The 13,492-nt window shown below is 64.6% G+C and carries 13 protein-coding genes; 9 read left to right on the top strand and 4 right to left on the bottom strand.

What is annotated here, in order from left to right; translation table 11 throughout:
- Positions 1-18 precede the first annotated feature (18 nt).
- The 5 genes from ACNEOT_RS01885 to ACNEOT_RS01905 all read left to right on the top strand — a co-directional run bounded on the left by ACNEOT_RS01885 (position 19) and on the right by ACNEOT_RS01905 (position 4,406).
- Positions 19-1,431: a hypothetical protein gene (locus ACNEOT_RS01885; protein WP_415971671.1), complete on the top strand. Its 1,413-nt coding sequence runs from the start codon at positions 19-21 to the stop codon at positions 1,429-1,431.
- A gap of 2 nt (positions 1,432-1,433) precedes the next feature.
- The gene (locus ACNEOT_RS01890) at positions 1,434-2,180 is read left to right on the top strand and encodes an ESX secretion-associated protein EspG (RefSeq protein WP_415971673.1); all 747 of its coding nucleotides are present in this window, start codon (positions 1,434-1,436) and stop codon (positions 2,178-2,180) included.
- A gap of 84 nt (positions 2,181-2,264) precedes the next feature.
- The gene (locus ACNEOT_RS01895; RefSeq protein ID WP_415971675.1) at positions 2,265-2,864 is read left to right on the top strand and encodes a hypothetical protein; all 600 of its coding nucleotides are present in this window, start codon (positions 2,265-2,267) and stop codon (positions 2,862-2,864) included.
- A complete protein-coding gene (locus tag ACNEOT_RS01900) occupies positions 2,864-3,091 on the top strand; it encodes a helix-turn-helix domain-containing protein (RefSeq protein WP_415971676.1) in 228 nt (75 codons plus the stop codon). The genes ACNEOT_RS01895 and ACNEOT_RS01900 overlap by 1 nt, the downstream gene beginning before the upstream one ends.
- Before the next feature lie 91 nt (positions 3,092-3,182).
- Entirely contained in the window at positions 3,183-4,406 is a 1,224-nt protein-coding gene (locus ACNEOT_RS01905) for a TerD family protein (RefSeq protein ID WP_415971678.1), read from the top strand.
- Here ACNEOT_RS01905 and ACNEOT_RS01910 read toward each other — a convergent pair.
- From ACNEOT_RS01910 to ACNEOT_RS01920, 3 genes are all read right to left on the bottom strand, one after another.
- Entirely contained in the window at positions 4,381-5,844 is a 1,464-nt protein-coding gene (locus ACNEOT_RS01910; RefSeq protein WP_415973620.1) for a glycosyltransferase family 87 protein, read from the bottom strand. The two genes, ACNEOT_RS01905 and ACNEOT_RS01910, sit on opposite strands and share 26 nt — an antisense overlap.
- Before the next feature lie 113 nt (positions 5,845-5,957).
- Complete coding sequence (locus ACNEOT_RS01915; RefSeq protein ID WP_415973621.1) at positions 5,958-8,438, bottom strand: transglycosylase domain-containing protein; 2,481 nt, start codon at positions 8,436-8,438, stop codon at positions 5,958-5,960.
- Positions 8,439-8,753: 315 nt separating this feature from the next.
- Positions 8,754-9,185 (bottom strand): DUF5318 domain-containing protein, encoded by a 432-nt coding sequence (locus ACNEOT_RS01920; RefSeq protein WP_415971679.1) that lies wholly within the window; start codon positions 9,183-9,185, stop codon positions 8,754-8,756.
- A 98-nt stretch (positions 9,186-9,283) separates the two neighbouring features.
- Between ACNEOT_RS01920 and ACNEOT_RS01925 the strand changes: the two genes are divergently transcribed.
- Both ACNEOT_RS01925 and ACNEOT_RS01930 read left to right on the top strand, forming a co-directional pair.
- Positions 9,284-10,099, top strand: a complete 816-nt coding sequence (locus ACNEOT_RS01925; RefSeq protein ID WP_415971681.1) for a DUF1707 SHOCT-like domain-containing protein — start codon at positions 9,284-9,286, stop codon at positions 10,097-10,099.
- A 25-nt stretch (positions 10,100-10,124) separates the two neighbouring features.
- Positions 10,125-10,967, top strand: coding sequence for a DUF1707 domain-containing protein (locus ACNEOT_RS01930; protein WP_415971683.1), 843 nt, complete (start codon positions 10,125-10,127; stop codon positions 10,965-10,967).
- A gap of 52 nt (positions 10,968-11,019) precedes the next feature.
- Here the strand turns inward: ACNEOT_RS01930 and ACNEOT_RS01935 are convergent, their stop codons facing one another.
- Positions 11,020-11,523, bottom strand: a complete 504-nt coding sequence (locus tag ACNEOT_RS01935; RefSeq protein ID WP_415971684.1) for a lipoprotein LpqH — start codon at positions 11,521-11,523, stop codon at positions 11,020-11,022.
- Between the two features lie 292 nt (positions 11,524-11,815).
- On the opposite strand from ACNEOT_RS01935, the gene ACNEOT_RS01940 reads away from it, so the two are divergent.
- Positions 11,816-12,406 carry a PadR family transcriptional regulator gene (locus ACNEOT_RS01940; RefSeq protein ID WP_415971686.1) on the top strand — a complete coding sequence of 197 codons (591 nt, stop codon included), beginning with the start codon at positions 11,816-11,818 and terminating at the stop codon, positions 12,404-12,406.
- A complete protein-coding gene (locus ACNEOT_RS01945) occupies positions 12,399-13,481 on the top strand; it encodes an inositol-3-phosphate synthase (protein ID WP_415971687.1) in 1,083 nt (360 codons plus the stop codon). Before ACNEOT_RS01940 ends, ACNEOT_RS01945 begins: the two co-directional genes overlap by 8 nt.
- The last annotated feature ends 11 nt before the right edge of the window (positions 13,482-13,492 follow it).

Here is a 13,492-nt window from a genome sequence, read left to right on the forward strand (position 1 = left end):
GTAGGGCAAGGGGTGGGCATGACGGATCCGTACGAGGAACTCACAGCGACGATCGACAACATCGTCACCAGTGCGTTCGTGACTCCGGTGGGACCCGAGTTTCTCGGCTCCGTCCTGGAAGCGGCATTCGAGAAGGCGAACGTGGCCCTCGATTACCGCGGCGAGTTCGAGCCGACCGAAGTGGTCATCACCGAGGCGTTCGAGGTGATGCCGCACGAGCAGATCGTGGCCCTGGTTGGATCGCTGGGAACCGGCATCATCGAAGGCTCGTCCAAGAACTGGAACGACTTGTCCGCTGCCGCAACCACCGGATCCGACGGCTTCCGGTCCGGCATCGAGGCGGCCATGACGTCGGGGTGGTCGGGCCCCACAGCCGACGCCGTCCGCGGCGGTGTGGGGAACTACGTCTCGTCTGCGACCGCGTTGTCCACCTCGATGAGCCTGATCAGCAACAAATTGCTCGAGGCGCACTCCGGTTTCACGCAAACGAAGTCGAAGATGCCGCCGGTGGTTGCGCCGGCGGCAAGCAGCATGATCGATACCCTTCTGCCGATTCCCTTCGCCGCGAAGGACGTGGTGTCTGCCCGAGAGGAGCAGCAGGAAGAAGCGCGTCGAATCATGCGCTCGGTGTACGTGCCAGGGGTGTTGCAGTCCGATTCCCAGGTTCCCGTGCTACCGGCAGCGCACAACCCGGTCGCCGACGGTGGCGGTTCCAGCGGCGGCTGGGGCCTCGGCAATTCCCTGGGAGGCGGTGGTGGTGGTTTCGGGTCGCTGTCCGAAAACGGCGGCGCAGGTGGGGCAGATTCGGCAGCCCAGGCGGCTGCAGCACAGGCGCAACCCGGCGGCACGGAGCCTGCCGGAGCAGAGCAACCGAGTGCAGGGTCGGGGCGACCGGGTTCCGGGCAATCGGGACCTCTTCCGCCGGCCGAGAACTCCGGTGAAACTCGTGCCGCATCGGCCGGGCCCGGATCTGCAGGCGGCGGTGCAGGTTCCGGGGCCGGTGCAGGTTCCGGGGTGGGCGCAGGTTCCGGCGGGTACGGCGGAACAGGCCCCGGTAGCAATGGTTTCTCTGGGCCGAACGGTTCGGGCTACGGCGGCGGCACGGGGTACGCAGGCGGTGCCGGCTCGGGCTACAGCGGTTCCGGTGCCGGCTCGGGCTACGGCGGCTCGGTTCTCGGCCCTCCGATCGGCGGCGGGGCGAGCGGCGGCGGCGCGGCCAGCACCGGCGGACCGGGCAACGCCGGTGCGGCGGCCGGCCGTGCGGGATCGCACGGAATGCCGGGAATGGGTGCAATGGGCGGAGCAGGCGCACGGGGAGCAGGCGACAACGACAGCGAGCACGCCACTCCCGGCTATCTGGTCGACGTGAGCAACGGCAGCGAACTGATCGGGGATCTGCCGCTGGTCGCACCTCCGGTACTCGGCGGCTGACGATGACCGGATGGACCATGGCGGGTATCGATTTCATGATGCTGTGCAGTCGATTCGGACGCGACCGACTGCCGTATCCCTTGTCGGTCACGATCGACGTCGACACCGCGGACGAACTCCGAGAAGTCCGGAGTCAGGCGTCGGCGAGGATCGACGCGATGATGAACGAGGAGCTCGACGCGGCTGTTCGAACCCTTGTGGAACCGGCCGTTCGCATCGAATGTCGTGGTGAGACAACCGAATCCCGATTCGGCATCATACGGAGCCATGCAGCGATACGTCACGACGTCGCCGTGGTGCTCACCCAGCAGCCGGGGCCCGACGCCACGTCCGGCGGCGCCGTCACGATCGAACTGGTGAGTCCCGCACACGCACCCGCTCGCGTACTCGCAGCGGTGCCGAACACTGCAGCCGGCCGACACCCTGCCGCTCGACTCGAACGTGCAACCGCCCCCGCATCATCGGGTGGTGCGGGGCTGTCCACTGCAACTCGCGGGGCTACGGCAGACGAGCAGATCCGAATGTTCTTCGCCCGCCCACGGTCTGCTGTCGGTGAGATCATCATCGCGCGCGGCAAGACCTACGACAACCGCCGAGACGCCGACGCCGTCTCGTTCTTCTGGATGGACTTCGAGCGCGACGGCCGGTACATCGTGCACTCCGACGAGTCCATCGATATCGCGCCGGCCGATACTGCCGGGCTGGCGTCGGAGATCGGACGACACGTCGCGGTCGCGCTGAGGCGGTGACGGCAGCCCGCCCTTGACACCGTATCGATTTTCGATAGGTTATCGATATTCGTTGTTATCGACTATCGATATGGAGGCGGCGGAATGGCATTTGGACTGGGCTCGGCACGAACGAACAAATGGGTGATGGTGTTCTACGCGGCGGCGGCAGTCGTCTGGTCCGGCTGGAAGATGTGGAAATACCACTCGTCGGACTACGTCATCGCGACGGTGGAACCGGAGTGGAACACCCCACCGGTCGAACTGTTCGGCGGCCGGTTGCAACCGGGCAATTCGATCGAGCTCAGCGTGCCGAAGGCCGACATCGCACGGTTGCTGGGGTTCATCGACGTGATGCGCTACGGCGCGATCGTCCTCGGCCTCGTCATCATCCTGGTGGGCTTGCTGTTCTTCTACCGCTTCTGCGATCGCGTCATCACCGGAACGCCCTTCACCAACGCCGCGCGCACGGACGTCGCTCTGATCGGGGTGTCCATCGTCGCGTATCCAGTGCTCACCGGATTCATGAACATGCTCGGCACCAACAGCGTGGTCGGCGCTCTCGAGCTGAGCGAGACCATCGACACCTCGCGATCGTCCAACGGCCTGTACATCGCGCTGGTCGTTGCCGTCTTTCTGCAGTTCGTCTACGCCACCATCACCCAGGGCACCAAGCTCGCTCGCGATGCCGACGGGCTGGTCTGATGACCGAGGAGTTCGTCGACCATCTCGTACTCTGCCATCTCGGCGAGATTCTCGACGCCCGCGGCATGACACTGGCCGAGCTCTCCCGTCTTGCCGGAGTCAGCGTCGTCAATCTCTCGGTGCTGAAGAACGACCGCGCCAAGGCCATCCGATTCTCGACACTCACCGCCGTCTGTCGCGTCCTGGGCTGCACGCCCGGCGACCTGTTCACCCTCCGCCAGATCTGAACGCTCCCCGATCGCAGCCACACCAGTGAAGACAAATCGGACAAGTACATTGGATGGCGGTAACCAGCACTACGAGAGAGAGTCCATCACATTGTCTGCTCCGGCCGGTCAACCGTTGTCCAAGGGCCAGAACGGCCCCCTCACCGTCGGTGACGTCGTCGTCTCCATTGCGCTTGCCGTACCCGCGGATCTGTCCGCGCTGATGGTCACCGACGCCGGAAAGGTGCGCACCGACGCCGATTTCGTGTTCTTCAACCAACCCACCGGCCCCGGCGTGCGTCTCGAGCCCGGCCAGGGTGGACCGGCTCGACTCGCTTTGTCGCTCGGCGCAATTCCCAGTGACATCGAGCAGATCCGCGCGGTCATCACCCTCGACGACGCGTCGAGCAACTTCGGCAAATCCGCCGCTCCCGTTGCACGAGTCAGCGACACCACTGGAAATGTGTTGTACGAGTACACGATCGACGGCCTGAGCTCGGAGTCCATCGTGATCGCACTCGAGATCTATCGCCGTCAGGGCAGCTGGAAGGTCCGAGCAGTCGGGCAGGGCTATGCCGGTGGATTCGCCGCGCTGGTCACCGATCATGGCGTGTCCGTGGACGATGCCCCCGCTCCCGCTCCGACGCCTCCTCCCACTCCCGCCGCTCCGCCGGCACCACCCGCTCCGCCTGCTCCACCCGCTGCACCGGTCCGCACCGAGGCTCCGGAAGTCAGCCTCACCAAATCCAAGCCCGTCAGCCTCGCCAAGGGGCAGAAGGTCACACTCCGCAAGGACGGCGGCGTTGCGCTGACGGTCATTCGCATGGGCCTCGGCTGGGATCCGGTCACCACCCCGAAGAAGGGCGGACTGTTCGGCGGCGGCGGCCGGGCGGCCAACATCGACCTGGATGCGTCGGCGATCATGCTGGCCGACCGCAACGTCAACGATGTCGTCTACTACGGGCAGCTCAAGGCCAAGGACGGGTCCATCGTGCACCAGGGCGACAACCTCACCGGTGAGGGTGAGGGCGACGACGAGGTCGTCGTGGTCGACCTGACGCGGGTACCCAAGCACGTCACCGGCATCATCTTCACCGTCACCTCGTACCGCGGTCAGACGTTCGAGCAGGTCGCGAACGCGTTCTGCCGTCTGGTCGACAACACGACGAACGTCGAACTGGCCCGCTTCACCCTCCAGGGCGGTATGCCGTTCACCGGCCTGGTGATGGCGAAGGTCTATCGCCAGGGGAGCGAATGGAAGCTCCAGGCAATCGGCGACGGCATCGCGGCCAAGCACGCAGGTGAAGCCGTCAAACAGCTCGGCCGCTATATGTGACCGGGCGAGCCGCGGGCCGATGCGTCGCGGTCCGATCTGCAGCGCCGTCGAGCACGCCACCGAGCGGATCGACGGCGCTGCCGTTTCGAATGAGGTCCTCGGACGGACGGTAGATCTGTCGAACGATCAACGCGCACAACCCGATCACGGCAACATCGCGCACCACGACGGTCGCGGTGAACCACTGCTCGGGTAGGCCCTTGTTCTCCACACCCAGGTAGTAGTACATCCTTGGGAACCAGACGAAGGCGTCGATTGCCATCCACGCCAACAGAATTCGGCGATGAGGTAGTGCCAGCACGGCCAGTGGAACCAGCCACAGCGAATACTGCGGGCTCCACACCTTGTTGGTGAGCAGGAATCCGGCCACCACCAAGAACACCAATTGCGCGAGTCGCGGCCGCGTCGGTGCCGTGGTGCCGATGTAGGCGATCAGTGCACACACGACGGCGAACAGCACCAACGTCACAGCGTTGAGAACCAACGGTTTGTCACCGGGGTACAGGGGCCCGTCGAAGCCGGTCCAGCCGGTGAACGAGGTGACGACATTGTACAGCGAGTCCGGGTCGGCCCCGCGCTCGGAATTGAGCCGGAAGAACTCGTACCATCCCGACGGATACAGCAGGGCGAGTGGAAGATTGACTGCCAGCCACGCTCCGAGTGCAGCGCAGGCGGTGAGCCCCCACTCCCGCATCCGACCGGTGCGCCAGCAGAGCACCAGCAGCGGACCGAGGAAGAGAAGGGGATAGAGCTTGGTGGCACCACCGAGACCCATCAGCACGCCGGCAAGAACCGGCCGCTTCTTTGCCCAAGCAAGCAAGCCGGTGAGCGCGAAAGCCGATGCGAGAGCGTCGAAATTGGTGAATCCGTGCACGATCACCAACGGGGAGGCAGCCACGAGAGCGGCATCCCAGATGCGACGTCCGGCAGCTATCGCGGTGGCCCATACGGTGACCAACCAGGCCACGGCCAGTCCCAGAGCCACCACGTTGAAGTAGACGACGACCGGCAGGGCCTGTGGCAGGAACGTCAGTGTGTTCCACACCTTTCCGACGACCATCGAGCCGTACTGATACAACCCCGCAAGCACCGGGTACTCCATGTACCGAATCTGACTCGACCCGTCGGCCTTGGTCTCTTCCCACGACTTCTTGTAGGGGAAAGCGCCTTGGTCGAGTCGCTCCGCACCGTAGAGAGGCACTGTGTCGGAGTAGCACATCGCCACGTACTGCCGACTGCCACTCCAGTCCAGTCCGAGCTCACCGTTCGGCCCCACCGGTGCCTGCTGAATGCACGCAGCCTTGGCGAACCACCCGAAGCTCAGGAAGATCACCGCCAGCAGCAGAACGACCCGCAGCGCAGTGAACCAGCGCTGCCGTCCGATCAGCGCGTGCTTCCCGACCGGTCCGCCGATGACCGAGGACAGTTCCCCGGCCATCGCATCGGTGCGACTGGGTAGATCGCGGTCCGCTGCGCTCGCCTGGTCGAGGAGACCGGGGCTCGCCACTGCACGGCCCTTGCGCTCGGGTTCGGTCGTCACCGGTGACGTCGCTACTGTCCGGGCGTCGCCGGTTCGGGTGCTGCCGGTCGAGGTGCGGGCTGCGCCGGTGCCGCAGGCTGCGCGGGTGCCAGCCCCGGAAGGGGAATGGTCACGCCGGGCAGAATTTCGACCTGTCGCGGAGTGATGACCACCGGTGGGGAGATCTCCGTCGGAATCGGCAGTGTCACGGGCGGCGGAGCCGTCGACGGAGCCACCGTGGCCGTCGGTGCGGGTGCCGAATACTGCGGCACACCGGCCTGACCCGCGATGGCCTCGGGCGTCGGGAAGGTCTCGTTCGAGGTGCCGTCCAGCGTGCCGTCCATCGTGTCTTTCCAGATGTCCGACGGTATGCCCGATCCGTAGATCGGCCCGCCGTAACTGTTCTCGAGCGGTAGGCCCTGCTCGGTGCCGACCCAGACTGCGGTGGACAGCGACGGCGTGTAGCCGACCATCCAGGCGTCCTTGTTCTGCCCGGTGTCACCGAGTTGAGCGGTACCGGTCTTGGCTGCCGACTGGCGGCCGCCGGCGAGGTTGTGACCGTTGGAGTATCCGGCGATCGGACGCATCGCCGAGGTCACGTTGTCCGCGACCGCGGCCGAGACGACCTGTTGGCCCGCTTCGGGAGCACGGTCCAGAAGCACGGTGCCGTCCGCGGTGACGACCTTCTGCACGAAGTGCGGCGTGTGATAAACGCCGGACGCCGCCAGGGTCGCGTAGGCCGAGGCCATGTCGAGGACGCGAGACTGGTACTGGCCGAGCACGATTCCGTAGTTGGGGCCTGCGTTGTCGGGCTCGGTGAGGGTGGGGCCGACGCCCTCGATTTCCTGCGGGATTCCGAGCTTGTGCGCCATGTCTGCGATGGCCTGCGGGCCGTTGTCCATGCCGAGCATCATGCGGTAGAAGCTGGTGTTGAGCGACCGCTTGAGTGCCTCGGCGATGGTGCAGGTCCCGCAGGATTCGCCCTCGACGTTGCTGATCTGGATGCCGTTGACGTCGAGCGAGGAGCTGTCGTACATCTTCGACAGCGGAATGCCCTGATCCAGTGCCGCGGCCAGGCCGAACACCTTGAAGGAGGATCCGGTCTGCAACCCGGACTGCGCGAAGTCGAAGCCACGTCCGTCCGCGCCGCCGTAGTAGGAGCGGACCGCGCCGGTACGGGGATCGATGGAGACCGAGGCCGTACGCAACTCGCTCGGCTCACCCTCTAGATTGCTGTTCACGGCGTCCACCGCTGCCGCTTGAGCTCTCGGATCGATGGTCGTGGTGATCTGCAGACCCTCGGTATTGAGGTCTTGATCGCTGACGCCCGCATCGGACAACTCGCGCAACACCTGGGCCTTGATCAGGCCGTTCGGACCTGCGTCCTCGGCGTCACCGGAATCGACCTGAGAGGTGGGGACCACCGCCGGGAACATCATCGTGGCTCGCTGGGTCGCGTCGAGCTGACCCTGCGAGACCATTCCGTCGAGAACGTAATCCCAACGAGCTTGCGCGCCGGTGGGGTTCACCTCGGGATCGAGATTGGAGGGCTGCTGGATGACCGCCGCGAGGACCGCACCCTCTTCGACCGAGAGTTGATCGACGGACTTGCCGAAGTACGCCGTCGACGCGGCAGCGATGCCGTACGCACCGCGGCCGAAGTAGATGGTGTTGAGATACGCAGCGAGAATGTCGTCCTTGGACCACTGCCGCGCCATCTTCGAGGAGATGACGAGCTCACGCATCTTTCGCTTCAGCGTCCGATCGTTACCGACAAGCGCGTTCTTCACGTACTGCTGAGTGATGGTCGAACCGCCACCGGCACTGTCGCGTCCGAGCACGTTGTCACGTAACGCCCTGCCGAAACCGGTCACCGAGAATCCGGGATTGGAGTAGAAATCGCGGTCCTCGGCAGAGAGCACGGCATTACGCACATGCTCCGGAATCTGGTCGATCGTCACGTCGGTGCGATTGCCCTCTTTGGGCACCACCTTGCCGAGGACACTCGAGCCGTCGGAGGCGAAGATCGTCGCAACCTGGTTGGTCCTGATGTCGCCGGGCTGCGGAACGTCCTCCACGGTGTACGCCACCATGAACGCCAGGATCGGCACGATCAAACCCAGTGCAATGAACGCATACAGCGTGCGTCGAACGACCCGCCACTTGGATTTCTTCTTCGTTTTCGCGGCGGAACCTCTTTCGGGCGGCTCGGGCGGTTCATTGCCCGAGGAGAGAGCTGATGGATCGTTCGGTTCGTGTGGTGGCGGAACGGCACCGGACCGGGTGACGCCCGTCGGAGCAGCAGGACGGACCGGGGGCGCGATGGGTGGCTCACCGTAGCGACGTTCACCGGGGGGACGTCCACTCACCGGACCCGCCTGAGGTCTGCCTTGAACGGGTCGGGCACCCGGAGGTAGCGGACGCTGACCGGGAGGCGGTCCTGGTCGCTGACCGGGAGGCGGCCCGGGTCGCTGACCGGGAGGTGGCATGGGAGGACGCCCCTGCGGAGGCATCGGACGCTGACCCGGAGGAGGTCCGGGACGCTGACCGGGAGGTGGCATGGGAGGACGCCCCTGCGGAGGCATCGGACGCTGACCCGGAGGAGGTCCCGGACGCTGGCCAGGTGGAGGCACCGGGCGACGCCCGGGTGGATCGGAATGTCGACTGCCACGCGGCGGCCCTGGCACGTCGGGACGCCGTCCGGAGTCGCTACGGCCAGGTTCGTTGCTACCCGGGTTGTTGTCGTAGGGGGAACTCACGTACGAATCTCCAGTAATTTCGGCGGCCGCGTCGAACTTTCGGTGGATGGGATCAGCAGAGCGTTTGTGTCATTCACTCGCTGTTCGACGGTTCGGTTGACGGGAACCCGCTCGCGGCCGGCGGGGTTGTTTGGGCGCGGGGACGGCCCCGAGGACGTAGGACTGAACAAGGTGGTTCCAACTGCACGACCGGCACACCTCGACCACATGGACCGAGAACTCCTCCTGAGTAGCCGCGAGGCGAACGAGTTCGTCCGCCGTTCTCGCCGACCCTGACAGGGCCCCGAGCTTCTCGCCGAACACCCAGGACACCAGCGTGAGCTGCTCCTTGCGGCAGATGGGGCACACGACATCGCTGCCGCGACCGTGAAATTTGGCAGCGCGAAGCAGGTACGGATCTGCGTCACAGACCGCTGCGACTCCCGTCCTACCCGAGTAGACCTCGGCCAGCAGCGACCGACGCTGAAGGGCGTAGTCCACCACCTGTCGCTGAAGTCGCACGAGACCAGAGTACGTGCGGGCCCGGACACGCGGGCCCGCGAACCCCGCCTGAGTCCGTACAAGACCCCATTCCGACGCCGAGAAACTATGCTCCACCTGTGCCGACGCGACTGCCGCCCACCACACGAGCGCGTGATGTGGATCGCTCCGATACCTGCGCCACATTGGACGAGGCGCTCGCCGACGGCCAGCTGTCCGAGTTCGAGCATGCGGCAAGGATCGACCTGGCCAAGGAAGCCGAGACGATCGCCGATCTGCACACCCTCATCGAGGACCTGCAGAACGACACCGATCTACAGCCCATGGCGGACCCCATAGCGCTCCAGCATCCGATCGCCACGGCAAAAGGCTCACGACTGGGCTTCATGAGCGTCGCGGTGCCCGCGGTTGCCGCGCTCGTGGCACTCACCTTCGGTATTCGCGCGTGCTCGAGCACAGACGACCCGGCCGCGAGTCTCGGGACGGCGGGGTACAGGAATCCTGCAATCGTCGTGGACATCGTCGATGCGCTGCGGCAGAAGATCGGCACCTCGGTGGTCGACCGCCTCGGCCTGTACGACGACTACGCCGTCATCGCGGCACCCGCGCCGGGGGTGCCGCAGAAGCAGGTCAGTTATACCTATCGCGACGGCGTCATCGAAGACTACGACGACAATTTTTCGAGCACGCGCGACTTCGACGAACCTCAGATCGACCTGGCGACCATCGACCTGACCGCAACAGCGGGGATCATCGCCGGCGCCCCCGAGAGCCTGAACATGTCACGCATCGACAGCTACAGCGTGAGCTTCTACGGCAGCGACAACGGACCCGAGATCTACGTCTCGGCCGAGAACACCGACCAGGAAAGCGGCAACCTCGCCTTCGATCCTGCAGGCAACTTCCTGCGTGTGAACCCGTTTTCGTTCGGCTGATCAGTCCCGAAAGGAAGCCCGCAGCATGGCACGACGACCCGATTTTCGCGCTCGTGAAATAGACCGTGCGCTGACCGCCACCGTCCTCGATACCGCCTACGCCGACGGCCAGCTCACCTTCGACGAGCATCGACTGCGCAGCGAACGTGCGCGGGTAGCCGTCACCCTGAGTGATCTGCGACGACTGGTCTCCGACCTGCAGATCGACATCGACCTTCCCGAACCGGCTCCGCGAACCGCAGAACCGAAGAACCGGCTACTCCTGGCACTCGGCTCGGTCATGATCGTCGCTGTCGCACTCGTCGTGTTCCTGTCCACCAGGAACGGCGCGGAACCGGTACAAGCCGCGGCAGTCGTCGCGTCCACGACAACGAGCAGCGTCGCCCCGACCGTGCCGATGGACCTGCCGGTCGACGTCACCCCTATCGTTGCTCGCCCCTTCGTTTTCGACACTGCGGCCGGGCTCGACGATTTCCGAGACCGATACGTGCAGCGTTTCGGTAGCTCACAGGTTCTCGAGGTGTACATACAGCTGGACAACAACCGTGCCGACGTCTATCGGCCGACGCCGGAGAGCCGACGGGAAAGAGTGTTGATCGCGGGGGGCTTCGAGGTGGACCTGGACACCGACGCTCCCGACACCGATGACGCGCTCTTCGATTGGGCCACGATCGATTCCGCGGTTCTGGCGGGTCTCGTTGCGGGAACTCCCGAAGCCATCGGAGTCCCTGACGCCGCCGTCGAGTACGTCATGATCAACGAAAGCCGGGGCAAGCAACGCATCTCGATCAGCGCTCGCAACGAAGACGCCGAGGGCGGGCGCGTCGAGGCGGACTTCGCGGGCAACATCGTCTCTGTCAGCCGTTAGAGCGTCACGTGGGTGCGGCATCTCTGCCGCACCCACGTGATCAGCAGTTACATCACTTACAGGACACCTTGATCGTGAAGTCCTTCGTGATCATTCCGGCTGTGGGGTTCGCCATGTCGGCCCCCTGTGCTTCTCCGGTGATGGTGTAGGTATCGCCGTCGACCGAGACCTCGGCGGTGCCCACCGACATTCCCATGCTGTTGGAGACTGCCAGCGCATTCCCGTCCACCACCAGTCCCAGTGATTCGATCTTGGGGGTGTCCTCGTCGGTCATCACCACACCGAGTCCCTGCTGACCACCCACCGAACCGCTGCCGACGTTGATCTTGCCGGCCGCCTTCACGCAGCTCACCGAGTTCAAGTCCAGACCGGCCAGATCCTTTCCGTCCACCTGCACCTCGGTGTCGCCACCGGTGGTGACCTCTGCGGCACCCGACTGCGAGGCCGACGCCGTGGTGGTGGCCGGTGAACTGTCGCCACCGTTGTCGCTCGAGCAAGCCATCAACAGGCTGGCACTTGCGATCAGTCCGAACGACGCTGCGAGGACTCGTTTCATATGGGTATCCCTTTCCCGTACGGATGCCACTTCTTGACACCCGTCATGAGATAAGTACATTTCCGCCACCTCCGCCACAGAAGCGAGAAACTTGTCCGTTTTTGTACGTCTTTTGTACTACGGACACGGATCGAGGGGCGAGAACCGTGCATTGCCACGGTCTGCGTAGGGGGTTTCACACCGAAACAAGACATCGGCTTGTCAATCAATGTATCGGCGCGATACATTCTTCGATAGTGCGGTCAATCGCATCGCCATGTTGTGATCGTTGGATTCGAGAAGGGGGAGTTGCATGCTCGAGCTCGCAATTCTCGGACTGCTTCTCGAGTCACCCATGCACGGTTACGAGCTCCGCAAGCGGCTGACCGGCCTGCTCGGAGCTTTTCGAGCGTTTTCGTACGGATCGCTGTACCCGGCACTCCGTCGACTTCAGACCGACGGTCTCATTGCCGAGGACGCCGGACCCGATCTGCTCGTGAAAAGACGAGCAAAACGGGTGTACGAGCTCACCCCACTCGGCAGGGAACGATTTGCCGAACTGGTGGCCGACACCGGACCGCAGAACTACACCGACGACGGATTCGGCGTACATCTTGCCTTCTTCAGTCGGACTCCCGCGGAAGCTCGAGTCCGCATTCTCGAGGGCAGACGTCGCCAGGTCGAGGAGCGCCGAGAAGGACTCCGCGACGCTGTGGCCAAGGCGAACGGGACACTCGACCGCTACACCAGGCAGCTACACCAGCTCGGTCTCGAATCGAGTGAACGCGAGGTGCGTTGGCTCAACGAAGTCATCGCAGCCGAGCAGGCCGACCCCAACCCAGCACCGTCCCACACAGCACCAAACAGGACAGTCAAGACAGAAGGAGAACCCGACCATGGGTGAGAACAACAACGCAATCCGCGTGGCCATTGTGGGTGTGGGCAACTGCGCCTCATCCCTGGTCCAGGGCGTCGAGTACTACAAGGACGCGGACGAGAACGCCACCGTCCCCGGCCTCATGCACGTCATGTTCGGCAAGTACCACGTCCGCGACGTCGAGTTCGTCGCCGCGTTCGACGTGGACGCCAAGAAGGTCGGCTTCGATCTCTCCGAGGCCATCTTCTCCAGCGAGAACAACACCATCAAGATCGCCGACGTACCCCCGAAGGACGTCCACGTCCTGCGCGGACCGACCCTCGACGGCCTCGGCAAGTACTACCGCGAGACCATCACCGAGGCCGACGGCGAAGCAGTCGACGTAGCGCAGGCCCTGCGTGACGCCAAGGTGGACGTGCTCGTGTCCTACCTCCCCGTCGGATCCGAAGAGGCCGACAAGTTCTACGCACAGGCATCCATCGACGCAGGCGTCGCCTTCGTCAACGCACTGCCCGTGTTCATCGCCAGCGACCCGGTCTGGGCCAAGAAGTTCGAGGACGCAGGCGTCCCGATCGTCGGCGACGACATCAAGAGCCAGGTCGGTGCCACCATCACCCACCGCGTCATGGCGAAGCTCTTCGAAGACCGCGGCGTGCAGCTCGACCGCACGATGCAGCTCAACGTCGGCGGCAACATGGACTTCCTCAACATGCTCGAGCGCACCCGCCTCGAGTCGAAGAAGATCTCCAAGACCCAGGCCGTCACGTCGAACCTCCAGAAGGAGTTCAACGCCAAGGACGTCCACATCGGACCGTCCGACCACGTCGGCTGGCTCGACGACCGCAAGTGGGCCTACGTCCGCCTCGAAGGCCGCGCCTTCGGTGACGTTCCCCTCAACCTCGAATACAAGCTCGAGGTATGGGACTCGCCCAACTCCGCCGGCGTCATCATCGACGCAGTCCGCGCCGCGAAAATCGCCAAGGACCGCGGCATCGGTGGACCGGTCATCCCGGCTTCCGCTTACCTGATGAAGAGCCCGCCCAAGCAGCTGGCCGACGACATCGCTCGTGAACAGCTCGAAGCGTTCATCATCGACGCATAAGTGCCTGCTGC

Source organism: Rhodococcus sp. 077-4, assembly GCF_047782425.1.
Taxonomy (GTDB): Bacteria; Actinomycetota; Actinomycetes; order Mycobacteriales; family Mycobacteriaceae; genus Rhodococcoides.

Coding starts and splice junctions, on each gene's coding strand:
- ACNEOT_RS01885 (WP_415971671.1), top strand. CDS start 19: ATGACGGATCCGTACGAGGAACTCACAGCGACGATCGACAACATCGTC.
- ACNEOT_RS01895 (WP_415971675.1), top strand. CDS start 2,265: ATGGCATTTGGACTGGGCTCGGCACGAACGAACAAATGGGTGATGGTG.
- ACNEOT_RS01915 (WP_415973621.1), bottom strand. CDS start 8,438: ATGCCTCCGCAGGGGCGTCCTCCCATGCCACCTCCCGGTCAGCGACCC.
- ACNEOT_RS01910 (WP_415973620.1), bottom strand. CDS start 5,844: ATGGCCGGGGAACTGTCCTCGGTCATCGGCGGACCGGTCGGGAAGCAC.
- ACNEOT_RS01935 (WP_415971684.1), bottom strand. CDS start 11,523: ATGAAACGAGTCCTCGCAGCGTCGTTCGGACTGATCGCAAGTGCCAGC.
- ACNEOT_RS01940 (WP_415971686.1), top strand. CDS start 11,816: ATGCTCGAGCTCGCAATTCTCGGACTGCTTCTCGAGTCACCCATGCAC.
- ACNEOT_RS01900 (WP_415971676.1), top strand. CDS start 2,864: ATGACCGAGGAGTTCGTCGACCATCTCGTACTCTGCCATCTCGGCGAG.
- ACNEOT_RS01945 (WP_415971687.1), top strand. CDS start 12,399: ATGGGTGAGAACAACAACGCAATCCGCGTGGCCATTGTGGGTGTGGGC.
- ACNEOT_RS01930 (WP_415971683.1), top strand. CDS start 10,125: ATGGCACGACGACCCGATTTTCGCGCTCGTGAAATAGACCGTGCGCTG.
- ACNEOT_RS01890 (WP_415971673.1), top strand. CDS start 1,434: ATGACCGGATGGACCATGGCGGGTATCGATTTCATGATGCTGTGCAGT.